Genomic DNA, 22949 nt, shown 5'->3' with positions numbered 1-22949 from the left:
CGGCCGGTCACGAGGTCGGGGAGGGCGCCTACGGCGGTCTCCCGGAGGCTCCGCCGGACGACACGGGCGAGGCTCTCGGCCTCAAGCCGTCACGGCTCACCCTCACCATCGGCTTCGGCCCCTCCCTCTTCGACGGCCGCTTCGGTCTGAAGGACCGGCGGCCCGGGGCCCTGGTCGATCTGCCCAGGTTCCCCGGCGACAACCTGGACCCGGCCCGCAGCGGCGGCGACCTGTGCGTCCAGGCGTGCGCGGACGACCCGCAGGTCGCGGTGCACGCGATCCGCAACCTGGCCAGGATCGGCTTCGGTACGGTCGCGGTGCGCTGGTCGCAGCTGGGCTTCGGCAAGACGTCGTCCACGACCCCCGACGCGCAGACCCCGCGCAACCTGTTCGGCTTCAAGGACGGCACCCGCAACATCGCGGGCACCGACGCCGCCGCCCTGGACGAACACGTCTGGGTGCCGGCGAAGGACGCCCCGGGCCGGGCCGCCTGGATGACGGGCGGCTCCTATCTCGTCGCGCGCCGGATCCGGATGAACGTCGAGACCTGGGACCGCACTCCGCTCCAGGAGCAGGAGGACATCTTCGGCCGCGACAAGCGCGAGGGCTCCCCCGTCGGGAAGGCCAAGGAGCACGACGAGCCGTTCCTGAAGGCCATGAAGCCCGACTCGCACGTCCGCCTCGCCCACCCCGNNCTGGGCCGGCTGGAGGCGGGCCTGTTCTTCCTCGCGTACCAGCGGGACGTCCGTACCGGCTTCATCCCGGTGCAGACCTCACTGGCCCGGGCCGACGCACTCAACGAGTACATCCAGCACGTGGGTTCGGCTGTGTTCGCCGTCCCGCCGGGCGTCCGCGACACGGACGACTGGTGGGGCCGGGCACTGTTCGCGTAACGGCGTGAAGGGGAGGAAACCGACGTGTTCGGCAACTATCTGATCGGGCTGCGCGAGGGTTTGGAGGCCAGCCTCGTCGTCTGCATCCTCATCGCGTACCTGGTCAAGACGGACCGCAGTGACGCCCTGAAGCCGATCTGGATCGGCATCGGCGTGGCGGTCGGCGTGGCGCTCGCCTTCGGCGCCGGTCTCGAATTCGGCTCGCAGGAGCTGACGTTCGAGGCGCAGGAGCTGCTCGGCGGCTCGCTCTCGATCCTCGCGGTGTGTCTGGTGACCTGGATGGTCTTCTGGATGCGGCGCACGGCCCGGCATCTGAAGCAGGAGCTGCACGGCAAGCTGGACGCGGCCCTGCGGATGGGCACGGGCGCGCTGGTGGCCACCGCCTTCCTGGCCGTGGGCCGCGAGGGTCTGGAGACGGCGCTGTTCGTATGGGCGTCGGTGCGGGCCTCCTCGGACGGCACGTACGCGCCGCTGGCGGGGGTCCTGCTCGGCATCGCGACGGCGGTGCTGCTGGGCTGGCTGTTCTACCGCGGCGCGCTGCGGATCAACCTGGCGAAGTTCTTCACCTGGACGGGCGGCATGCTGGTCGTGGTGGCTGCCGGTGTCCTCGCCTACGGGGTGCACGATCTGCAGGAGGCGCGTTTCCTCGGCGGCCTGGCGGACAAGGCGTTCGACGTCTCGGCGACGATCCCGCCGGACAGCTGGTACGGGACGCTGCTGAAGGGTGTCTTCAACTTCCAGCCGGACCCGACGGTTCTTCAGGTCACGGTGTGGACGCTCTACCTGATCCCGACGCTCGTCCTGTTCCTGGCCCCGGTAGGGTTCGGACGGTCAGTGGGGGTCGAGGAGCAGAAGGCAACCGATGAGAAGGCTGAGGCGGCGGCCGTCGAGGGCGCTCGTGGCGACGACGGCGGCGATCGCACTGGCGCTGACGGCGAGCGGCTGCGTGACGGTACACGGCGAGCGGGAGCTGCTGCCGGCGGCGACGAAGGCTGAGGCCGAGCAGGCCCTCAAGGACTTCACCGACGCCTACAACAGGGCCGACAAGGCCCATGACCCGGCCCTCGACGCGGGCCGTGTCACCGGTCCGCTCGGGGCGATCAACCAGGCCGGTCTGAAGTCCCGTGCGGTCACCAGCCCCGGCGGCAACCCGGCCCACCAGCCGCTGGAGCTGACGGACGCGACGTTCGTGCTCCCCAAGAAGGCGGGCTGGCCGCGCTGGTTCGTCGCCGACACCGACTCCAACCGGGACACCGACCAGGGCCGGGGCGACAACCGCTGGCTCCTGGTCTTCGTGCGCAACGGCTCCGAACAGCCGTGGGAGGTCGCCTATCTGGCGATCCTGACCCCGGACGAGATCCCCGAGTTCGCGACGGACGGCGACGGATACGCGGAGCCGGTCGCCGCGGACTCCGCGCGGCTCGCGGTGGCGCCGAAGGATCTGGGCCGGCAGTACGTGTCGTTCCTCGGCGGCGGCGAGCAGGGCCAGTTCGCGGCGGGGCCGCACACCACGGCGTGGCGGGACCAGCGGCAGAAGGCGGCGAAGCGGGCGGGTCTCGCGACGCAGTACATCGACCAGGTCACGGACACCGGGGACTTCGCGCCGCTGGCGCTCGCGACGCGGGACGGCGGGGCGCTGGCCTTCTTCGCGACGCGGTACTTCGAGCGGCAGACGGCGGCGCAGGGGTACCGGCCGAAGGTCGTCCCCGAGGTGAAGGCCCTGATGACCGGCGAGGTGAAGAACACGGTCACCAAGGAGTGGGTGTCGAGCCAGGCGGTCCTGGTGAAGCCGGCGGGCACGGCCCGCGACGGCGTCACGATCGCGGGCCGGCTCCAGGGTGTGACGGGGGCGAAGGGCTCTTAGGGCGCTACCCGCCGCTCCGGGGCCCGGCGAGGGGACGGGCCCGGGGTTCGGCCTGGGGGACGGCCTGGGGGACGGATCAGGGTCCGGCGTGAGGCAGGCCGGGGGTCCAGCCTGGGGCGGATCACAGGATCCGGCGTGCGGGCGCGGGCAGGCCCGGCTCTGTGGCCGGCCCGGTGCCCGGTCTGGGGGACGGGTCCAGGGTTCAGTGTGGACAGGCCCGGAGCCCGGCCTGGGCGACCGATCCGAGGGCCCGGCTGTGGACAGGCCCGGGGGCCGGCCTGTGGGCGCGGGCGTCTCGGCAGGTGGCTGGTCCGGGCGCGGCGGGTGTACGTACGCCCGCCGTCTCCCAGCGTCCCGCCGGCGCCGGCGGTCAGCGGCGGCCGAGGGGCCAGGCGACCTCGTGTTCGGCCTGCGCGCCCCGCTCCTCCCGCTCGGCGGCGTGCCGGGCGCAGGCGTCGGTGAGGATCTCCAGCAGGTTCAGCGGGTCGGGCAGGGCGTGCTCGGGGCCGCGGAGCCAGGCGACGGCCGGATGCTCGTCCTCGTCACCGATGAGCCGGGCCGGCGGTACGAGGACGTAGCTGCCGCGGCAGTGCCAGCGCAGCCCCGGATGCTCGTCCATGGTCTCGGGATGGCAGTCCAGCTCGCACGGCCACCACTCGTCCTCGTCCTCAGGGGTGCCGCGGGTGGCGGTGAAGAAGAGCATCCGCCCGCCGTCGCCCGCGCTCTCGGCGGACTCGGCGACCGGTCCGACCTCGACGCCCTGGGCGAGGAGCCGCTCCAGGGCGGCGCGTCCGGCCGCCAGGGGAACGTCGAGGACGTCGTGGACCATGCCGGTGGCGGTGATGAAGTTCGCCTCGGGCTCGCCGAGGGCCCAGCGCTCGATCTGGGCGCGGTCGGTGGTCGACTGGGTCTGCCAGGCGAAGGAGACGGGGTGCCGTGCCGGGGTCGGACAGCCGATGCGTTCACAGGAGCAGCGATAGCCGACGGGGTACGCGGCGGGTGCCAGGGGCAGTCCCGCGGAGGCGGCGGCCAGGAGCAGCTTCTCGCGGCGGTTCTCGTCGTCGGCCGCGGTGCGCTTGGGACGCCTGCGCAGCCACTGCGCGAGTTTGCTCTCCGTGCCGCGGTAGCGGCCGATACCGTCGCCCATCTATCCCCTCACACCCCACTACTCGCCCGTTCGGCTCTGCCCATGGTCCCACCATCCTGCGCTCCGGGTGACCGGAGTCCTCAACCGGGGTGTGGATCGGGGGTTGCGCCCGGGGGGCGCGGGGGTTGCGTGCGGGGTGGCACAGGGGAGCAAGGGGGTCACGTACGGGGTGCGAGGCCGCGCAGCGCGTAGTCGACGAGGGTATCGGCGTAGGCGTGGGTCAGCGGCAGGGTGCGGTGGAGCCAGCGGTGGTTCAGCGGGCCGACGAGGAGTTCGAGAGCGATGCGCGGGTCGACGTCGGGGTCGATGTCCCCGGCGGCCTGGGCTGTCTCGATGCGGCGGACGTAGTACTGGAGCTGGGGTTCCAGGAGCCGCTCCACGAACTGGGCGCCGAGTTCGGGGTTGACGATGCCCTCGGCGGCCAGGGCGCGGGAGGGGGCGTCGTAGGTGGGGTTGTTCAGCTCGTCGACGGTGGCGCGGAGCACGTACTTCAGGTCGGCGGCGAGGTCACCGGTGTCGGGGATCTCACTGTCGGCGTCGCCGCCGAGCTCCTCGTTGGCCCGGGCCGCGAGGTCGAGGAAGGCGTCGAGGAGGACGGCGGCCTTGGAGGGCCACCAGCGGTAGATGGTCTGCTTGCCGACGCCGGCGCGTGCGGCGATGCCCTCGATGGTCGTCCTGGCGTACCCGGCCTCGGCGACGAGGGCGAGGGCGGCGTCGTAGATGGCGCGGCGGGAGCGCTCGCTGCGGCGGGAGGAGTCGGGGGTCTTGTCAGGGGTCTTGGACGTCCTGGACGGGCGGGTCCTGGGGACGGGGGACGGGGAGTCGGTTGTCGGGGAGTCGGTCGTCGGCGAGTCGGGGGACGGGGAGTCGGCCATGGAGCCAACCTAGCAGGCAACGAGACGATGCGTCTCGCCACCGGGTGTTCGCCGGAACCACCCGAACGGTCCACTGCGCGGACGCCGTCCAGAGCGGACCATGGGGCCATCTTCCGTCCGCACGTCCGTGAGGAGCCCTCTTTGCGCCCTACCCCGCGCGAGGCGTCGCCCCGCCGTTATCTGATGTGCCCACCCACGCACTTCAAGGTGACGTACTCCATCAACCCCTGGATGGACCCCACGAAACCGGTCGATCTGCAGCTCGCCCTCACCCAGTGGGAGGACCTGCACGACCGCTACCGCTCGCTCGGCCACACCGTCGAGCTCCTCGACCCGCGCCCCGACCTGCCGGACATGGTCTTCGCCGCGAACGGCGCGACGGTGGTGGGCGGCCGCGTGCTCGGCGCGAAGTTCGCCTACCCGGAGCGCGCGGGCGAGGCGGCGGCGCACCTGGACTGGTTCCGCCGGAACGGCTACGCGCAGGTACGGGAGCCGGAGCACGTGAACGAGGGCGAGGGCGACTTCGCGGTGACCTCGTCCTGGATCCTGGCCGGCCGCGGCTTCCGCTCCAGCCCGCTCTCCCACGACGAGGCACAGGAGTTCTTCGGCCGCCCCGTGATCGGCCTGGACCTGGTGGACCCGCGCTACTACCACCTGGACACGGCCCTGTGCGTCCTGGACGACGCGCGCGACGAGATCATGTACTACCCGGCCGCCTTCTCCCCCGGCAGCCGGGCCGTCCTCGCCCGTCTCTTCCCGGACGCCCTCCTGGCCACGGAGGACGACGCGGCGGCCCTCGGCCTGAACGCGGTCAGCGACGGACGGCACGTGCTGCTGCCCCAGGCGGCGGTGGGCCTGTTCGAACCGCTCCGCGAGCGCTGCTTCGAGCCGCTGGGCATGGATCTGACCGAACTCCTCAAGGGCGGCGGCAGCGTGAAGTGCTGCACCCAGGAGCTGCGCGCCTGATCCGCCGGGGCGACCGCCGACCACCGGTCCCGGAGCTACGCCTCCGCCGGGGGCCAGGGGTCGCCCCACTCCACGTCGCGCGCCGCCTTGTACAGGGGCCCGTGGCGCTTGGTCACCGTCTCCCGGACGAGCCCGTCGGGCCCGCACAGCTCCAGCAGCACCTGGCCCTTGCGGATCTGGGGCTTGCGCGTGACCCGGGCGGCCGCCGGCGTCACCGGGAACCTGGTCGCCGCTACGTAACTGAACTTCTCGTCCTCGTACGGCAGCGAGCCGCCCTTCACCTGCCGGTGCAGCGAGGACCTGCTCACCCGGGCCGCGAAGTGACACCAGTCCGTGCCCGGCTCGATCGGGCAGGCCCCGCTGTGCGGGCACGGCGCCGCCACGGTCAGCCCCGCCTCGACGAGGAGCGAGCGCGCGGCGATGATCCGCTCGTAGCCGTCGGGCGTGCCCGGCTCCACGATCACGACCGCCCGTGCCACCCGCGCCGCCTCGGCCACGACCGCCCGGCGGTCGGCCTCGGTCAGCTCCTTCAGGACGTACGAGACCGTCACGAGGTCCGTGTCGTCGAGCTTCAGCGCCCCGCTGATCCTGGCCCGCCGCCACTCCGCGTCGAACACCCCGTCCGCGAGCTCACGGCCGAGCGTGAGTGCGGGCTCCGCCCAGTCCAGGACGGTGGTGCGGGCGGCTCCGTCCCAGGCCTCCGCGACGGCCCAGCTCGCCGCTCCCGTGCCGCCGCCGATGTCGGTGTGCGTGACCGGCTGCCAGGCGGGGGCCGCGTCCCGCAGGGCGTCGAGCGCCGCCCGTACCGCCTCGAACGTCGCCGGCATCCGGTACGCGGCGTACGCGGCGACGTCGGACCGGTCGCGCAGGACCGGGGCGTCCGTCGGGGTGGTCCCGCGGTAGTTGGCGATCAGCCGCTCGACGGCCTGGGCGGCCTGGCGGGGCGGCAGCCCGTCGAGGAGCCCGGCGAGTGCGGCGCGCAGGGCGTCGGCGGTGGGAGCGGTCGGGAGGGAGGCGTTCACCTCGACATTTTAGGCGCGACGCCGGGGCCACCGGGCCGCCCCAGGCCGCCCCCGCCGCTCAGCCGGTCTGCGGCTCGGAAGGCGTGCGCCAGGGGCGGCACATACCGAGGAAGCAGGCGAGCGCCCCCACCGCGCAGACCAGCTGCACCAGCGCCATCGGCACCGCCGTCGCCTCCCCGGCGATCCCGACGAGCGGCGAGGCGATCGCCCCGATCAGGAAGGACGACGTGCCGAGGAGCGCCGAGGCCGAGCCCGCCGCGTGTGGAGTCCGCATCAGGGCCTGCGCGTTCGTGTTCGGCATCGCCGTACCCATCGCGGACATGAGCACGAACAGACCGGCGGCGATCGGGGCCAGACCCACCTTGCCGAACACCCCGCTCGTCATCAGCAGCAGCGCCACCGAGGCGAGCAGGATGACCGCGAGCCCCCCGCCCAGCACCTTGTCGAGGCTGACCCGCCCGACGAGCAGCTTGCCGTTGATCTGGCCGACGGCGACGAGCCCGATCGAGTTCAGGCCGAAGAGCAGGCTGAAGGTCTGCGGCGAGGCGCCGTAGATCTCCTGGACGACGAAGGGAGAGGCCGAGATGTACGCGAAGAGCGCGGCGAAGGCGAGTCCGCCGGCCAGCATGTAGCCGGTGAAGACGCGGTCCGCGAGCAGCCCGCGCATGGTGCGCAGCGCCTCGCCGACGCCGCCGGCGTGCCGGCGCTCGGGCGGCAGGGTCTCGTGCAGGAACCTCCACACCACCACGGTCAGCAGGACGCCGATGACGGTGAGGACGTGGAAGACGCCCCGCCAGTCGGTGATCCGCAGGATCTGCCCGCCGATGAGCGGCGCGATGATCGGGGCGACGCCGGAGATCAGCATCAGGGTGGAGAAGAACCGGGCCATCTCGACGCCGTCGTACAGGTCCCGGACGACGGCCCGCGCGATCACGATGCCCGCCGCGCCCGCCAGGCCCTGGAGCAGCCGGAAGGTGATGAGCAGTTCGACCGAGGGCGCGAAGGCGCAGACCGCGGTGGCGGCCACGTACACGATCATGCCGGCCAGCAGGGGGCGGCGGCGCCCCCACTTGTCGCTCATCGGCCCGACGACGAGCTGGCCGAGGGCCATGCCGGCGAGGCAGGCGGTGAGGGTGAGCTGGACGGTCGCGGCGGGCGCGCGCAGCGACTCGGTGACCTCCGGCAGCGCGGGCAGGTACATGTCCATGGAGAGCGGCGGCAGCGCCGTCAGTCCGCCGAGGACGAGGGTGACGAGCAGCCCGACGCGGCGCGCGGCGGCGACGGGGGTGCTGGTGGTGCCGGTTATGTGTCCTTGCTTCGTCGTCCGGCCGCTCTCCGGCATCAACAGCTCCATTTCGTTGAATCCTTCCCTATGCTCTCAGCTCGTCGAGAGTGGTCGAGACCTTTTTGGGGTGGGCACATGGCGGGAACCGTGCGGTGGGGCGTGCTGGCGACGGGCGGGATAGCGGAACGGTTCACGACCGACCTGCGGTCCATGGAGGGCGCGGAGGTCGTGGCGGTGGCGTCCCGTACGGAGGCGTCGGCGAAGGCGTTCGCGGACCGCTTCGGGATACCCCGGGCCTACGGGGACTGGGCGGGGCTCGTCGCGGACGAGGACGTCGACGTGGTCTATGTGGCGACACCCCACCACGCGCACCGGGCGGCCGCCGGGCTCGCCCTGGAGGCGGGGAAGGCGGTCCTCTGCGAGAAGGCCTTCACGTTGAACGCGGGTGAGGCGGAGGAGCTGGTCGCCCTCGCCCGGGGTCGTGGTCTCTTCCTGATGGAGGCCATGTGGATGTACTGCAACCCGCTGATCCGGCGGATGGCCGAGCTGGTGGCGGACGGCGCGATCGGCGAGATCAGGACCGTACAGGCGGACTTCGGGCTGGCGGGCCCGTTCGCCGCGGATCACCGGCTGCGCGATCCCGCGGTGGGCGGCGGTGCGCTGCTCGACCTCGGGGTGTATCCGGTCTCCTTCGCGCACCTGCTGCTGGGCGAGCCCGACTCCGTACAGGCCCATGCGCTGCTCTCGCCGGAGGGCACCGATCTGAACACCGGGATGCTGCTGGGGTGGGCGTCCGGGGCCTCGGCGCTGCTGTCGTGCTCGATCGTGGCTGACACTCCGCTGACCGCGTCGGTGACGGGGTCGAAGGGCCGGATCGACCTTCCGCGGGGGTTCTTCTTCCCGGAGCGGTTCACGCTGGTGCGCGAGGGCCGGGAGCCGGAGGAGTTCGTGAACGAGGACGACCCGCACTCGCTGCGGCACGAGGCGGCCGAGGTGATGCGCTGTCTGCGGGCCGGCACCACGGAGTCGCCGCTCGTCCCCCTGGAGGGGACGCTCGCGGTGATGCGGACGCTCGACGCGGTACGGGACCGCATCGGCGTCCGCTATCCCGCCGAGCGGGTGGCTACGCGGGTGTGAGACCGGCCCGGCGAGCGGGTGGCTGCGCGGGTCTCGGGCCGGCACACCCGGCGGGTGGCTGCGCGGGTCTCGGGACGCGACCCACCCGGCGGGTGGCTGCGCGGGTCTCGGGCCGGCACACCCGGCGGGTGGCTGCGCGGGTCTCGGGACGGCCCACCCGGCGGGTGGCTGCGCGGGTCTCGGGACGGCCCACCCGGCGGGCGGCTGCGCGGGTCTCCGGACGGCCCACCCGGCGGGTGGCTAGGCAGGGGTAAGACCGGGGTTACCCGCCTCGGTGACGTAGGACGCGGCCGTGGTGACCGGGGCGCCCGGGGTCGTCACGGCCGTGACCGTACGGAAGTCGGCGCGGGCGCTTCGCTCGCCGAGCGCGACCGTCACATAGCCGCGCCGCCCGTTGTAGAACTTCATGTGCGGGTTGGCGGCTGTGAGGTGGTCGTAGTTGGCGGGCCGGTCGGCGCCGTCCTTGCCGCTGGAGATCGAGGTGGCGACGATCTCCGTGCCGAGGTTCCGGGAGGCCGGGTCGCGGAAGTCGGCCTTGATGTCGAGGCCGTAGCCGACGTGGACGTCGCCGGTGAGCACCATGAGGTTCTCGACGCCCGCCGCGGCCGCCCCGTCGAGGATCCGCTGCCGGGAGGCCGGGTAGCCGTCCCAGGAGTCCATGGACACGGTGTAGCCGGCGGTCGGCGCGCTGCGCCGCTCGGAGAAGACGACCTGCTGCGGGACGACGTTCCACAGCGCGCGGGAGGCGCGCCAGCCGTCGAGCAGCCATCGCTCCTGGGCCGCGCCGGTCATCGTGCGCGCGGGGTCCTCGGACTCGGGTCCGGGGACCCGCCAACCGTCGCCGTAGGCCTGGTCGGAGCGGTACTGGCGGGTGTCGAGGATGTCGAACTGGGCGAGCCGGCCGAAGCGGAGCCGCCGGTAGAGCCTCATGTCGGGGCCCTCGGGCCGCTGGGGCGCCCGCAGCGGCTGGTTCTCCCAGTAGGCGCGGTAGGCGGCGGCGCGCCGGAGCAGGAACTCCTCCGGCGGCACGTCGTTCTCGGGGGTCCCGCCCGCGTAGTTGTTCTCGGTCTCGTGGTCGTCCCAGGTGACGACGAAGGGGTGGGCGGCGTGCGCGGCCATCAGGTCGGGGTCCGACTTGTAGAGGGCGTACCGCAGCCGGTAGTCCTCCAGCGTGACCGTCTCCCGGTTGAAGACGGCGGGCAGGCGCCGGTCGGTGTAGGCGCGGGCGCCGCCGGTGGCGTTCACGGCGTACTCGTAGAGGTAGTCGCCGAGGTGGAAGACGACGTCGACGTCCTCCTGGGCGAGATGCCGGTACGCGGTGAAGTAACCGTCGTGGTACGCCTGGCAGGAGACGGCGGCGAGCTTGAGCTCCGACACCCGGGCGTCGGCGGCGGGCGCGGTGCGGGTGCGGCCCACCGGGCTGATCCAGTCGCCGGCGCGGAACCGGAAGAAGTACACCCGGTCCGGATCGAGGTGGTCGACCTCGACGTGCACGCTGTGCTGGAACTCCGGATGGGCGGTGGCGCCGCCGCGGCGGACGACGCGGGTGAAGCGCTCGTCGCGGGCGAGCTCCCAGCGGACGGCGACTCTCTCGCGGGGCAGTCCGGCGTCGGGTTCGAAGGGGCGGGGCGCGAGCCGGGTCCACAGGAGGACGGAGCCGGGCTGGGGGTCGCCGGACGCCACCCCCAGGGTGAACGGGTCCTCGGTGATGCGACGGCCGTCGAACTCGGCGGCGCTCGCTGCACCGGCGGCCGGCAGCTGGACGGCGAAGGCGAGCGCGGCGGCGGCGCCGGTGACGGTCAGGAATCCTCGACGGCCGAAGTGGCGTGCGGCGGCTCGGAGTTCTGCGGTATGGGTCTGTGCGGTAGTCATATGCCCCTCCCCAGACGGATGGTGTCCGTCCGATAGTGGAGTGGGGCGGGACGACCTCGTGTTGTCGAGTACAGAACATCCGCGTGTCGGACAGATGAGTTCCCTGTGCACCGATCTGCCGTACGCTGCGCGCCCATGAGCATCGCTGTGGTGACTGGAGCAGGTTCGGGCATCGGCCGGAGCGTGGCGCTGGCTCTCGCGGAGGCGGGCTGGTCGGTGGCGCTGGCGGGCCGAAGGCGGGAAGCGCTGGAGGAGACGGCCGCGTCCGTCCCGCCCGGGCAGGTGATGTGCGTCCCGACGGACGTGACGTCACCGCAGGCGGTGGCGGCGCTCTTCGACGCGGTACGGGACCGCTTCGGCCGGGTCGACCTGCTCTTCAACAACGCGGGTACGTTCGCGGGCGGCGGCGTCCCGGTTGAGGACCTGGACCACGAGACCTGGCGCTCGGTCGTCGACGTGAACCTGACGGGCGCGTTCCTGTGCGCCCAGGCGGCCTTCCGGGCGATGAAGGACCAGTCTCCGCAGGGCGGCCGGATCATCAACAACGGCTCGATCTCGGCCCATGTGCCGCGCCCGCACTCGATCGCGTACACCGCGACCAAGCACGCGATGACGGGCCTGACGAAGTCGCTGTCCCTGGACGGGCGCCCGTACCGGATCGCCTGCGGCCAGCTGGACATCGGGAACGCGGCGACGGAGATGACGTCCCGCATGCAGACGGGCATCCTCCAGGCCAACGGCGAGCTCGCGGTGGAACCGGTGATGGACGCGGCGCACGTGGCGGCGACGGTGGTGCACATGGCGGGCCTGCCGCTGGAGGCGAACGTCCAGTTCGCGACGGTGATGGCGACGACGATGCCGTACATCGGCCGGGGCTGACCGGCGAGGGCGGGCCGGTCGGGGACGGGGCCAACCGGCCCGGCGGCGCCGGTCGGGGGCGGGTTCCGGGGGCGGCCGGGGCAGCCGTGCCCTGCGGCGGGTTTTCCGGGGCGGCCGGGGCTGCCGGGGGCAACGGGCCTGCCGTGCCCTGAGGCGGGGCCGACGTGCCCTGCGGCGGGGTTTCCGGGGCGGCCGGGGCTGCCCCGGCCGCCGGGTCACGCCTGGCCGGTCTCGAAGCGGAGGATCTTCCCTCCCTCGACGACGAAGCGCCAGCGCGTGCGCATCTCGCCCCAGGTGTCGTTGCGGAAGCGGGCGACGAGAACGTGCCCGTCCTCCTTGACCGACTCGATCTCCATATGGCCGCGCGAGGAGAAGATCTCCTTCTCGGTCCACTCGTCGAGATCACGGTCGGAGCCGTCGTCGGACATCGTGGCGCCGGGGGCCAGGGCGGCGCGGAAGGCCTCCTCGTCGTTGGCGTTGACCGCGGCGACGAAGGCGCGCACGGCGGGATCGGTGAGCTTGTCCACGGGGATGGTCATGAGTTACCCGTACACCGGGCGGCACCGATCCCCGCGGACCCGGGCCGGGGTTGTGGCGCGCGTCAGTGGACGGACTCGGCCACCTGGGCGAGCAGCGCGGCCGACTCCTGCGCGGACAGGACGCGCTCCAGCTCCAGCTCGCCGGTCATCCCGGGGAAGAACCGTCCGGCGTCCCAGTTCCGCCTGTACGGCGGCGGATCGATGACCACGAGCCGTACGCCGTCACCGAAGGGGACGACCGGGATGTCGCTCGGCCTGCCCTCGTTCCAGATCCATTCGCCGTCGGCGCCGACCAGGTTGAAGGACCCGGTCGTCGGGGTCGTCCCGGGCCGGTCGCGGCAGACGGCGACCGCCTCCGCCGAGGGCGCCTCACCGGGCAGGTGTCCGCCCCCGATCAGTACGCCGGCGAGCAGCGTGTGCAGCTGGAAGTTGTCGCCGACGCCGGACATGCGCAGCGCGAAACCCGCGCCGGTGGCGCGGTCGATGGCGACGAGCGGTTCGTCGTCGAGGACGTCGAGGGCGTGGACGAGGCACTTGAAGGTGTCGCCGAAGGCTTCCGCGATACGGCTCACGGCCGCTCGCAGCTCCTCCTTGCCCGGTGCCTCGCGGCGTACGGACGGTGCGTTGAGCATCGCGACACAGGCCATCTCGAACTGCGGGAGCGACTGCCAGGCCATGACGGGCTCGAACCCGATCCGCTCGAAGTCCTCGTCGGTCAGCCCCTCGCCGTCGTGCCCGGGCAGCGCGCCGCGGCCCGCGGCCGTCCAGCGCTCGCAGAGCGTCTCGGCCGCCTCGAACGCCTCCGTGGCGCCCGCGAGGACCGGGGCAGCGCAGGCCATCGGATCGGCCCCGCGCTCGACACAGGCGCCGACCATGACGGCGATCACCGCCCGCGGGCCCGGAGGGACGTCGGGCAGCAGGGCGGCGAGGCGCGGCCCGGCCTCGCGCAGATCGTGGTCGCCGGCCTTCCCGAGGCCGCGGGACAACCGCTCGAAGGCACGCTCGGCGGCGTCGGCGTCCTGCGCCCGTACGGCGCTCTCGAAGTCCGCTACGGCGGCGGGGAACCGCCCGCGTCCGAATATCATCCGCGCACCCTACTCGGGCGGGTTCGTGCGACAACCTTGTGCCCCATGACCGACACGGACAACACCTGGGACACCATCGACCGCCTGGGCGCCTGGATCGCCTCCCACCACACCCTGCCGCACCAACAGGACGTCCTGCTGCGCGTCCTGAAGCTCTCCGAGGAGGTCGGCGAGGTGGCCGAGGCCGTCATCGGAGCGACGGGCCAGAACCCCCGCAAGGGTGTGAGCCACACCTGGCAGGACGTGGAGTCCGAACTCTGCGATGTGATCATCACGGCGATGGTGGCGCTGCGGACCCTGACCCCGGACGCGGCGGAGGTCTTCGCGGCTCACCTGCGACGGGTGGCGGACCGGTCGGTGGGAGCCCCGCGGGATTGAGGCGAATGTCGCGCGCCCTGTCCCGAGGACGGGTCAGGGCGCGGCACGGTTCAGGGGCACGTTCTGGAGGGTGAAGCCCCCAGCCCGGAGTGCTCGGGAGCGGGGGCTTCACCGTTCTCGGGGTTCAGACGGTCCGCTCGATGCGCTCGAAGATGTCCGAGTCCGTCTCCTGTTGCCACGCCGGCAGGTCGGCCCAGTCGGCGACGTATCCGGGCTTCGGATCCTTGAAGTGCTTGAACATCTGGGCGGTCCAGCAGATCGCGACGAAGCGACCCTTCTGCTCGCGGGTGAGCCGTGTGGCATGCCCTTCACTGATCTTGACGAAGTCGCGCACCTGTCCGCACACGGCAGCGGCAGCCTCGCGCTCCCACTCGGGCGTCTCGTCCCACGGCGTGACGTAGCTCGGCTTCGGCTCACCGGGGTAGTGCTTGGTCACACCGGCGATCCACGCCTCGCGGAAGATCCGACCGTCACTCATGTACGTGTCCCTCTCGTCATGCGGTGCGCGAAAGCGCCGCGATTCGGTGATCCAGATCCGAGACTCGGCCATCGGACATGAGCGGGGCAAGACGCCCCCGCAGTCCGTCCAGCTTCTTGGCGATGAATCCGGAGTTCGACTGGTTGGCCAGGCTGATCACTGTCTCCGCGTAGTGCACGACCTGGTCGACGTCGCGCAGGTGGACCCCCCACACGTGACGGCGTGCCGATGACCGGATGGGCCGACCCTGTCACGGTGGAAGACATCGACGACAGCGTTCGTGTGCCCCCCCACTTGTTCCAGGCCCGCGTGGACAAGGTCGCCGACCTTCGCGTCCTGATCGTGGGCTGGCACACGTTCGCCGTGCGCATCGACTCCGAACTGCTGGACTGGCGCAAGGACTACAACGCCCTGACCTACACCGTCGAGTACCTCCCCGATCGGGTGGACAGAGCCCTGCACGCCTACCTGGACCGTCTGGAGCTGGTATCAGGAAGCTTCGACCTCGCGGTGGACCGGGCAGGGGACTACTGGCGGCTGGAGCTGAATCCCAACGGGCAGTGGGCGTGGCTGGAGACGGAGACCGGCCTCCCGATGTCCGCGGCCTTCGCCGACCTGCTACGCAAGGAGACGGCAGATGACCGACCCCTGAGCGGGAGTCGTTCGCCGAGTTCATCGCCGACGGCGAGAGCTGGACCGTCCGCCAGGGCGGCCCCGTGGCTCTGTGGGACGACGTCGAGCGCGCCCTCGTCGCCTGGCAGAACGCCGGGGAACCGTTGCATTGACACCATTCGGCTTCGCGTGACGACCGCGTCCCACCTGTACTGGATCGACCAGAGCCCGTCGCTGCGCTGGGAACACCGGCTCTCCTGAGCCACTACCCTCCGAGCAATGGACGATGAACCGCTGTCCCAGTGGGCCGAGCGCCTTGACGCAAGGATCGGACAGCTCCGCGCCGTACCTCTCGTGAACGGCGACGGTCCGCGGGGGTCGCATCTGAACCCTGACGCACCCCGTGCGATCCAGCGATGGAACGGCCACATGTGGGAGCCCTACGGCTTCGCGGTGAATCTCGCGGAGGCGAGACGCATCTTGTTCCCCGACACCGAGGTCACCCCGGCCTCGGGGCCGGCGCCGAAGCTCGGCCCTGGGACCGGCCGACACCGGGAGCCTCAGGCGCCGCAATAGCCCTGGCGAGGGCTTCAAGACGGCGCGGTTCCATTCGAACCGGTGTGAAACGGGAACCGGCGAGGCGACAGGCGACAAAGAGCCCCTGACCTGCGCTTTGGCTGGTCAAAGGCCCTGAGGGGCAGACGAGTCGGGCTGTACGCCGGGTTCTGTTCCCCGGGACCTCGCGGTCGTCGGGGTGACGGCCATCCATCTAGGACCGGCGTTGCCGCCGGTCTCGTGCGGTCTACCCGCGAACTCGGGCGGGCAGCCCTCGATCGTTCGCGCAGAGTCGTCCGAGGACGACCCCTCTTGACCTTGCTCCGGGTGGGGTTTACCTAGCCGCCTGAGTCACCTCAGGCGCTGGTGGTCTCTTACACCACCGTTTCACCCTTACCGAGGACCGAGGTCCCCGGCGGTCTGTTTTCTGTGGCACTGTCCCGCGGGTCACCCCGGGTGGCCGTTAGCCACCACCCTGCCCTGTGGAGCCCGGACGTTCCTCGGGGAGATCCGAAGATCTCCACGCGGCCGCCCGCCCGGCTCGTCTGCCGTGCCGACCATGCTACCCGCCGTGCCGGAGACGCTTGACCTTGTCGCAGCGTCAGGGTTTGTACTGGGCTCATGCGAATCGGCGAGATCGCCGCCCTTGTCGGGGTCACCCCTCGGGCCGTGCGGCACTACCACCACCTCGGACTGCTGCCCGAGCCCGTACGCGGGCCAACGGATACCGGGAGTACGGCATCAAGGACGCCGTCCTGCTCGCCCGGATCCGGCGGCTGACCGAGCTGGGTCTTGGGCTCGACGAGGTCCGGGACGTGCTCGCCGACGACGCCGGGCGGGAGCTGGTGGAGGTGCTGGAGGAGCTGGACACCGACCTCGGGCGCCAGGAGGCGGTCATCCGTGAGCGGCGCGCGCGGCTGGCCGAGCTGCTCACGGAGGCGCGGGGCGGGCGGCTCACCGCCGAGGGGCCCGTGTCCGCGGAGCTCTCCGGGCTGTTCGCGGGGATGGGCGAGATCCCGCCCTCCCCCATGGCCGCCCAGGACCGGGAGCTGCTCGTCCTGCTCGACACGGTCGCGCCGCCGAAGGAGCGGGAGCGGCTGATCGGCGCGATGCGGGAGATGACGGCGACACCGGAGGCGGTGGAGCGGGTGCACGAGGTGTACGCACGGCTCGACGCCCTCGCCGACGCGGAACCGGACGATCCGCGCGTGGCCGAGGCGGGGCGGGCGCTCGCCGCGTGTCTTCCGGACGAGGTGGTGACGGGGCTCGACGGGCCGGGTCTGCCGGGCGGGCGTCTCACCGACGCCTTCTTCGGTGACTTCTCCCCCGCCCAGACGGCGGCCGTCCACCATGCCCTGTGCCTGGTCCAGGAGCGAGCCCAGTGACCTCCGAGACCGAACGACCCGCCCGATCCGCCCGAGCCGCCCGATCCGTCGACACCGCTCCACCCGCCCGGCCCGCCGGGAGGCGGTTGCTCCGTGCCGTCGCGTACGCCGTGCTCCCCGCCGAGGTCGTGCTCGCCGTCTGTCTCGTCGCCGGCGTACGGATACCCGCGTCCGCCCTCCTCGTCGCCGAGATCGGCGTCCTGCTACTGGCGGCCGCCGAGGCGACGGCGTATCTCCGGCTCCGCCACCGGCGCGGGCTGAGCCGGCGCGAGGCCCTCGGCGAACTGGTCCCCGAGCCCGTGCTGCGCCTGATCGGGCACGAGTTGCGGCTGCTGGCGAGTCTCGCCCTGTGGGTCGCCCGGCGTCGGCACGGGGTCCGGGCGGGCGACCGGCCGTTTCCGCACGCCCGCGACCAGGCCGCCCTCATGTACGGCTTCGCGTTCGTCTGTCTCGTCGAGACCGTCGGCATGTCGTACCTGCTCGCCGACTGGCCGGCGGTCCACGCGGTCGTGCTCGTCCTCGACGTGTACACGGTGCTGTTCGTGCTCGGGCTGCACGCCGCCTCCGTCACCCGGCCGCACGTGCTCGACCCCGGCGCCCTGCGGCTGCGGCAGGCCGCGCAAGTCGATCTCCGCATCCCGCTGGAGCGGATCGCCGCCGTCCGCCACGAACTGCTCTTCACCCACGAGAAGGCGGAGGGGGAGCTGAACCTGGCCGTCGGCTCGCAGACCTCCCTCACCATCGAGCTGTCCGAGCCGGTCGACGCGCCCCGGCTGCTCGGCGCGCCGCGGCCGGTCTATACCGTGCGCTGTCACGCGGACGACCCGCGCGCCCTGCTGCGCGCGCTCACGCGGGCGCGAACAGCACCTTCGCCCGCCCCGGGTCCGCCTGCGTCAGCCTGACCCGCAGCCACTCCCCGAGAGGCAGCCTGGAGTTGCCGCCCTCGATCCGCGCGACCACGGCCGGGTCGTCCAGGTGGACGGTCCCGACGGCCGGTTCGCGCTCCTTCACATCGATCACGTACGCGTCGAAGATCTCGCCGATGCGTTCCTTCAGCAGCGCCGCCTCGACGATGTCGACGGACTCGCGTTCGATGCCGTTGGCGCGCCGTGAGCCTTCGGCCATCTCCCGGGGGAGCGCGTCGAGCGCCGCCCGTACCCAGTCGGGCGGCTCCCGGCCCGCCACGGCGGCGACGCACAGCTCGCCGGCGTACCGGTCGACGAGTCGCCGCAGCGGTGCGGTGCAGTGGGTGTACTCGTCGGCGACGGCGGCGTGGACGGCGGGCGAGGGGACGCTGCCGTCGGTGAAGACGGTGTAGCCGGCGCCCCGCAGCAGGGTGGTGCACTCCTGCAGGAAGGCGGCCTGGCGCGGGTCGGTGGGGTCGGCGGAGCGGACGACGTCCGCGTACGAGACGTGGTGCGGCCAGTCGACGCCGAGGGCGTGCGCGGAGCGGCGCAGCCGGGCGACGGCGCCGTCGGGGGCGGTGGGCAGGGTACGGAGGATGCCGGTGCCGGCGGCCGTCATGAGGTCGGCGGCGGCCATCCCGGTCAGGAGCGAGATCTGGGCGTTCCAGCCGTCGGCGGGGAGCGGGGCGCGGTAGGCGAGCGAGTACGAGCTGTCGAGCTCGACGATCTCCTGCTCGGGGACGTTGAGGGAGATCCCGCCGCGTTCGGTTTCGAGGGCCTCGCGCAGTCGGCCGATGTCCTTGAGGAGGGAGAGGGGTTCTTCGGCGGTACCGGAGTCGATCTGCCGCTGGACGCCCGCGTAGTCGAGTTTGGCGCGGCTGCGGACGAGGGCGCGGCGCACGTCGGTGGCCACCCGGCGGCCTTCGGCGTCGAGGTCGATCCGCCACAGCAGGGCGGGGCGGGGTTCGCCGGGCAGGAGGCTGGCGGCGCCTTCGGAGAGGACGGCGGGGTGGAGGGGCACTCTGCCGTCGGGGAAGTAGAGGGTGAGGACGCGGCGGTGGGCCTCGGCGTCGACCGCGCCGCCGGGGGCGACGAAGGCGGCGACGTCGGCGATGGCGTAGTGGACGCGGTATCCGCCGTCGGCGCGGCGGGCCAGGTGCATGGCCTGGTCGAGGTCGGTGGAGGTCGGCGGGTCGATGGTGAAGAAGGGGATGTCGGTGGCGTCGTGCCCGGGGAGGCGGGGCGCCTTGGCCGCTGCCTCGGCCTCGGCGAGCACGGCGGGAGGGAAGGCCTCGGGGATCGCGAGCTCGGTACGGAGTGCGCGCAGGGCGGCCCGGAGCGGAGCCTCGGCTGCGCCGGTCACGTGAATCTGGCGGCGGGGCATGGACCGAGCCTAGGGGGCGGGGGTGGGCCCGGCACCTCGTACGCTGGCTCTCCGGGGCCGCACCCCCGTCTCGTACGTACGAAGGAGAACCACCGTGCTCGTGCTGTTGCCGCCGTCGGAGGGTAAGGCCGCGTCGGGGCGTGGGGCGCCGCTCAAGCCGGAGTCCCTGTCCTTGCCGGGTCTGGCCGAGGCGCGGGCGGCGGTCCTGGACGAGCTGGTCGAGCTGTGCGCCGCCGACGAGGAGAAGGCGCGCGAGGTGCTGGGCCTGAGCGAGGGGCTGCGCGGGGAGATCGCGAAGAACACGGAACTGCGCACGGCGGGGGCCCGGCCGGCCGGCGAGATCTACACCGGGGTGCTGTACGACGCCCTGGGCCTGGCCACGCTGGACGCGGCGGCACGCAAGCGGGCGGGTGCGTCGCTCCTGGTGTTCTCGGGGCTGTGGGGCGCGGTGCGGGTGGACGACCGTATTCCGTCGTACCGCTGCTCGATGGGCGTGAAGCTGCCGGGCCTGGGGGCGCTGGGCGCGCACTGGCGCCGCGCGATGGCCTCCGTGATGCCGGAGGTCGCGGGGGACGGGCTCGTCCTGGACCTGCGGTCCTCGGCGTACGCGTCGGCGTGGAAGCCGAAGGGTGAGCCGGCGGCGCGGACGGCGACGGTACGGGTGCTGCACGCGCCGACCCGGAAGGTGGTCAGCCACTTCAACAAGGCGACGAAGGGGCGGATCGTGCGGAGCCTGCTGGAGGCGGGGGCGGCGCCCAAGGGGCGCGAGGAGCTGGTGGAGGCGCTGCGGGATCTGAAGTACGTGGTGGAGGAGGGGAAGGCGGGGGTGCTGGACGTCCTGGTGGACGAGATCCACTAGCGGTCGCCCCACAGCTCATTGCAGCATGCGCAACGCTCGTTGCGCATCACGCTCGCCCTGGCAGGATGGGGGCCATGACGAGCGTGCTTGACCTTGCCCCCGTCGTCCCCGTCGTCGTGATCGAGGACGCCGCCGACGCCGTACCGCTGGCCCGTGCCCTCGTGGCCGGTGGTCTGCCCGCGATCGAGGTGACCCTGCGGACGCCGGCCGCGCTCGACGCGATCCGGGCGATCGCCGCCGAGGTCCCGGACGCGGTCGTCGGTGCGGGCACCGTCATCTCGGCGGCAGGGGTGGCCGACGCGGTCGCGGCGGGGGCGCGGTTCCTGGTCAGCCCCGGGTGGACGGAGGGCCTGCTGGAGGCGATGAAGGCGTCGGGCGTGCCGTTCCTGCCGGGGGTCTCGACCACCTCGGAGGTCGTCGCGCTGCTGGAACGCGGGGTGGCCGAGATGAAGTTCTTCCCCGCCGAGGCGGCCGGCGGCGTCCCCTACCTGAAGTCGCTCTCCGGGCCGCTCCCGCAGGCCCGCTTCTGCCCGACCGGTGGTATCTCCCTCGGCTCCGCCCCCTCGTACCTGTCGCTGCCCAACGTCGGCTGCGTCGGCGGTACGTGGATGCTTCCGGCCGACGCCCTCGCCGCGCGCGACTGGGCGCGGGTCGAGTCACTGGCGCGCGAGGCGGCGGGCCTGCGCGCCCCGGCCACCGGGTGAACGTCACGGGGTGAACGTCGCCGGGCGCACCGGGCGGACGTCGCGGGGCGGACGTCACCGGGCGAGCTACGTGAAGTGCACGCCCACGTGGTCGGTCACCGGGCGGTAGCCGAGTCGCTGGTACAGGGCGTTGCTGGTCGGGTTGGCCAGGTCCGTGAAGAGGAGAACCTGCTGGGCGCCCGCGTCCAGGGTGGCCCGGCTCACTGCGCTGGTGACGGCCCCCGCGTAGCCGCGGCCCCGTGCCTCGTACGGCGTGTAGACGGGTGAGACCCGGGCCTGGCCCGCGACGATCGGCGAGATGCTCGCCATCGAGACGGGTCCGTCGCCGGTCTCCCAGAAGTGGAGGCGGCGGTCGGCGACGCGGGCCTCGATGTTGGGCGTGTAGTCGACGTCGTCGTCGCTCTCGCCGATGTCGCGGGCGAAGTTCTCCATCCACGCCACGGCGAACGGGATGTCCTCGGCGGTCGCCGCCCGCGGACGGCCCTTCGGCGCCGGGTCCGGCGGGACGAGCTCGCCGAGCCGGTAGAGCCGCATCCGGCGCGTGGTCGTCCACCCGCGGCCCGTTGCCGCGCCGAGCTCCCGCGCGAAGGCGACGGCGGTCTCCTCCTCGCCGCGCACGCTCGTCACGTCCCTCGCGTCCGGCAGTACGTGGACGAGGGCGCGGGCGGCCTCCTGCGGCATGGGCCCGAGCGCCGGTTCGTGGGGCAGGGTGAAGAGGAAGGCACCGGTGACCCTCCCGTCCGGCTCGGTCCACCAGCCGTACCGGGCGGATGCGAGGGGCCGGCGGCGCGCGCCCTCGCTGAGGGTGAGCAGCACGGTGTTGCGCGCGGGGTCGGCGGCGAGGTGGTCGCGGGCGGCGGCGCGGAAGACGGCGACGTCCTCGGTGATGTGCCAGGTCATGGCGATGATGGTGCTACGGAAGGAGGGGGCGGGGCCACGGTTTTACGCGCCCTCCGCCCCCCGTCGCCGGTCCCCCGCCACCCGTCCTCGGACCGCGGTCCGCCCCCCGTCCCCGGCCCGCCGGTCCGGCCCGCGGCCCCGGCCCCCCGGGTCACCTCAGGTGCGAGGTGTCGTTCAGGAGTCGTACGGAGGCGTTGCCGTCCGCGTAGTACGCCACGGCGGACAGCGAGGCCGCCGAGAGCTCCATCCGGAACAGCGACTCCGGCGGGGCGCCCAGGGCGAGTCGCACCAGGGTCTTGATCGGTGTGACGTGGGTGACGAGCAGGACCGTGCGGCCCGCAGAGGCGGCCGTCAGCCGGTCGCGGGTCGCCGACACGCGCCGGGCGACGGTCGCGAAGCTCTCGCCGCCGCCGGTCGGGGCCGCCTTGGGGGAGGCCAGCCAGGCGTCGAGATCCTCGGGGTACCGCTCGCGCACCTCCGCGAACGTCAGCCCCTCCCAGGCGCCGAAGTCGGTCTCGCGCAGCCCGTCCTCGATCCGTACGTCGAGGCCCAGGCGGGCGGCGACGGTCTCCGCTGTCTGGCGGCAGCGCTTGAGCGGCGAGCTGACGATCTCCTGGACCGTCCCGCGCGCGGCGAGCGCGGTCGCGACGGCGTCGGCCTGCCGCAGCCCGGCGGCCGACAGCTCGGGATCGCTTCCCCCGCTCCCCGAGAACCGCTTCTCGGGCGTGAGCGCGGTCTCCCCGTGGCGCAGCAGGACGAACGTGGCGGGAGCCCCGAGATCGGGCGCCCCCCATCCCGGCGCGGTGGCCCGGCCCGTAGCGGGCGCGGGGACGGCACCGGCGGCGGGCCGGTCCTGGGCGGACGCCCTCCCCGTACCGTCCGCGTGGTCGGTGGCGGATGCCGGCCGTGTCCGACCCGCGTGGGTCGCGAGGCCCGCCTCGGCCTCGAAGTCACCGCTCGACGCGGCGGCTCCGGTGCCCGGCGTCGTCGGGACATCGCCTTCCGCTCTCCGCCGGAGCGCGCTGTCGGAGCCCGCGGTCTCCCGCTCGGCCGTGCCGGCCGCCGCCAGGGAGGCACGGGCCTGGGCCGCGACCGCCTCGTCGGCGGCGAAGAGACCGTCGTCGGGCTGTCCGGCGGCGCCCCCGGCCACGGGACCGGTCCGCCCACCAGCGCCTGCACCGGCACCCGCTTCCCCGCCGGCGGCGAGGGCCGCCCTGGCGCGGGC

Annotated in this window: 22 protein-coding genes, 1 other RNA gene and 2 pseudogenes; 13 read left to right on the top strand and 12 right to left on the bottom strand. The window is 73.0% G+C overall.

Annotation, left to right across the window (positions count from 1 at the left end; all coding sequences use genetic code 11):
• The 3 genes from J7E93_RS24215 to J7E93_RS24205 all read left to right on the top strand — a co-directional run.
• The coding region (locus J7E93_RS24215; RefSeq protein WP_215072043.1) for a Dyp-type peroxidase at positions 1-893 on the top strand (893 nt) is incomplete at its 5' end.
• Between the two features lie 24 nt (positions 894-917).
• Positions 918-1889: an iron uptake transporter permease EfeU gene (gene efeU, locus J7E93_RS24210; RefSeq protein WP_215072042.1), complete on the top strand. Its 972-nt coding sequence runs from the start codon at positions 918-920 to the stop codon at positions 1887-1889.
• The gene (locus tag J7E93_RS24205; protein ID WP_308368768.1) at positions 1792-2757 is read left to right on the top strand and encodes a hypothetical protein; all 966 of its coding nucleotides are present in this window, start codon (positions 1792-1794) and stop codon (positions 2755-2757) included. The genes efeU and J7E93_RS24205 overlap by 98 nt, the downstream gene beginning before the upstream one ends.
• A gap of 370 nt (positions 2758-3127) precedes the next feature.
• Here the strand turns inward: J7E93_RS24205 and J7E93_RS24200 are convergent, their stop codons facing one another.
• Positions 3128-3904 carry a bifunctional DNA primase/polymerase gene (locus tag J7E93_RS24200; protein ID WP_215072041.1) on the bottom strand — a complete coding sequence of 259 codons (777 nt, stop codon included), beginning with the start codon at positions 3902-3904 and terminating at the stop codon, positions 3128-3130.
• A gap of 158 nt (positions 3905-4062) precedes the next feature.
• Entirely contained in the window at positions 4063-4779 is a 717-nt protein-coding gene (locus J7E93_RS24195; protein WP_215072040.1) for a TetR/AcrR family transcriptional regulator, read from the bottom strand.
• A gap of 141 nt (positions 4780-4920) precedes the next feature.
• Between J7E93_RS24195 and ddaH the strand changes: the two genes are divergently transcribed.
• On the top strand, positions 4921-5745 hold the full coding sequence (ddaH, locus tag J7E93_RS24190) for a dimethylargininase (protein ID WP_374105427.1): 825 nt from the start codon (positions 4921-4923) through the stop codon (positions 5743-5745).
• 35 nt (positions 5746-5780) lie between these two features.
• Here the strand turns inward: ddaH and J7E93_RS24185 are convergent, their stop codons facing one another.
• The gene (locus tag J7E93_RS24185; protein WP_215072039.1) at positions 5781-6767 is read right to left on the bottom strand and encodes a small ribosomal subunit Rsm22 family protein; all 987 of its coding nucleotides are present in this window, start codon (positions 6765-6767) and stop codon (positions 5781-5783) included.
• Between the two features lie 58 nt (positions 6768-6825).
• A complete protein-coding gene (locus J7E93_RS24180; RefSeq protein WP_215072045.1) occupies positions 6826-8109 on the bottom strand; it encodes a Bcr/CflA family multidrug efflux MFS transporter in 1284 nt (427 codons plus the stop codon).
• Between the two features lie 78 nt (positions 8110-8187).
• On the opposite strand from J7E93_RS24180, the gene J7E93_RS24175 reads away from it, so the two are divergent.
• Entirely contained in the window at positions 8188-9189 is a 1002-nt protein-coding gene (locus J7E93_RS24175; RefSeq protein WP_215072038.1) for a Gfo/Idh/MocA family protein, read from the top strand.
• A 240-nt stretch (positions 9190-9429) separates the two neighbouring features.
• Here J7E93_RS24175 and J7E93_RS24170 read toward each other — a convergent pair whose 3' ends face one another.
• Complete coding sequence (locus tag J7E93_RS24170) at positions 9430-11061, bottom strand: alkaline phosphatase (protein WP_215072037.1); 1632 nt, start codon at positions 11059-11061, stop codon at positions 9430-9432.
• Positions 11062-11196: 135 nt separating this feature from the next.
• Here J7E93_RS24170 and J7E93_RS24165 point away from each other — a divergent pair, with 135 nt between their 5' ends.
• Complete coding sequence (locus J7E93_RS24165) at positions 11197-11940, top strand: SDR family oxidoreductase (RefSeq protein WP_215072036.1); 744 nt, start codon at positions 11197-11199, stop codon at positions 11938-11940.
• Between the two features lie 215 nt (positions 11941-12155).
• Here the strand turns inward: J7E93_RS24165 and J7E93_RS24160 are convergent, their stop codons facing one another.
• Both J7E93_RS24160 and J7E93_RS24155 read right to left on the bottom strand, forming a co-directional pair.
• Positions 12156-12479: a nuclear transport factor 2 family protein gene (locus tag J7E93_RS24160; RefSeq protein ID WP_215072035.1), complete on the bottom strand. Its 324-nt coding sequence runs from the start codon at positions 12477-12479 to the stop codon at positions 12156-12158.
• A 62-nt stretch (positions 12480-12541) separates the two neighbouring features.
• Positions 12542-13564 (bottom strand): hypothetical protein, encoded by a 1023-nt coding sequence (locus tag J7E93_RS24155; RefSeq protein WP_215072034.1) that lies wholly within the window; start codon positions 13562-13564, stop codon positions 12542-12544.
• A 45-nt stretch (positions 13565-13609) separates the two neighbouring features.
• On the opposite strand from J7E93_RS24155, the gene J7E93_RS24150 reads away from it, so the two are divergent.
• A complete protein-coding gene (locus tag J7E93_RS24150; protein WP_215072033.1) occupies positions 13610-13942 on the top strand; it encodes a MazG-like family protein in 333 nt (110 codons plus the stop codon).
• Between the two features lie 124 nt (positions 13943-14066).
• On the opposite strand, the gene J7E93_RS24145 is transcribed toward J7E93_RS24150, so the two are convergent.
• Positions 14067-14420, bottom strand: coding sequence for a hypothetical protein (locus J7E93_RS24145; RefSeq protein ID WP_215072032.1), 354 nt, complete (start codon positions 14418-14420; stop codon positions 14067-14069).
• A 197-nt stretch (positions 14421-14617) separates the two neighbouring features.
• On the opposite strand from J7E93_RS24145, the pseudogene J7E93_RS24140 reads away from it, so the two are divergent.
• Positions 14618-15041, top strand: a pseudogene (locus J7E93_RS24140) (ATP-grasp ribosomal peptide maturase); the annotation flags it as partial.
• Positions 15042-15311: 270 nt separating this feature from the next.
• Positions 15312-15608, top strand: a complete 297-nt coding sequence (locus J7E93_RS37355; protein WP_251067015.1) for a DUF6087 family protein — start codon at positions 15312-15314, stop codon at positions 15606-15608.
• 122 nt (positions 15609-15730) lie between these two features.
• Here J7E93_RS37355 and rnpB read toward each other — a convergent pair.
• An RNA gene (gene rnpB, locus J7E93_RS24135) (RNase P RNA component class A) lies at positions 15731-16131 on the bottom strand.
• Positions 16132-16208: 77 nt separating this feature from the next.
• On the opposite strand from rnpB, the pseudogene J7E93_RS24130 reads away from it, so the two are divergent.
• Positions 16209-16972: pseudogene (locus J7E93_RS24130) on the top strand (MerR family transcriptional regulator).
• An 86-nt stretch (positions 16973-17058) separates the two neighbouring features.
• Positions 17059-17874, top strand: a complete 816-nt coding sequence (locus J7E93_RS24125) for a hypothetical protein (protein WP_215072044.1) — start codon at positions 17059-17061, stop codon at positions 17872-17874.
• On the opposite strand, the gene J7E93_RS24120 is transcribed toward J7E93_RS24125, so the two are convergent.
• On the bottom strand, positions 17819-19261 hold the full coding sequence (locus J7E93_RS24120; protein ID WP_215072031.1) for an RNB domain-containing ribonuclease: 1443 nt from the start codon (positions 19259-19261) through the stop codon (positions 17819-17821). The two genes, J7E93_RS24125 and J7E93_RS24120, sit on opposite strands and share 56 nt — an antisense overlap.
• Positions 19262-19355: 94 nt before the next feature.
• Here J7E93_RS24120 and yaaA point away from each other — a divergent pair, with 94 nt between their 5' ends.
• Together yaaA and eda are read left to right on the top strand one after the other, a co-directional pair.
• A complete protein-coding gene (yaaA, locus tag J7E93_RS24115; protein ID WP_215072030.1) occupies positions 19356-20120 on the top strand; it encodes a peroxide stress protein YaaA in 765 nt (254 codons plus the stop codon).
• Positions 20121-20194: 74 nt separating this feature from the next.
• Complete coding sequence (eda, locus tag J7E93_RS24110) at positions 20195-20824, top strand: bifunctional 4-hydroxy-2-oxoglutarate aldolase/2-dehydro-3-deoxy-phosphogluconate aldolase (protein ID WP_215072029.1); 630 nt, start codon at positions 20195-20197, stop codon at positions 20822-20824.
• A 66-nt stretch (positions 20825-20890) separates the two neighbouring features.
• Here eda and J7E93_RS24105 read toward each other — a convergent pair whose 3' ends face one another.
• Both J7E93_RS24105 and J7E93_RS37350 read right to left on the bottom strand, forming a co-directional pair.
• Positions 20891-21724: a GNAT family N-acetyltransferase gene (locus tag J7E93_RS24105; protein ID WP_215072028.1), complete on the bottom strand. Its 834-nt coding sequence runs from the start codon at positions 21722-21724 to the stop codon at positions 20891-20893.
• Positions 21725-21875: 151 nt separating this feature from the next.
• On the bottom strand, positions 21876-22949 hold a 1074-nt coding region (locus J7E93_RS37350), incomplete at its 5' end, for a bifunctional RNase H/acid phosphatase (RefSeq protein WP_251067014.1).

Origin of the sequence: Streptomyces sp. ISL-36 (genome assembly GCF_018614205.1) — a bacterium.
Lineage (GTDB): Bacteria > Actinomycetota > Actinomycetes > Streptomycetales > Streptomycetaceae > Streptomyces.
This window is presented reverse-complemented; position numbering and strand designations above follow the sequence as displayed.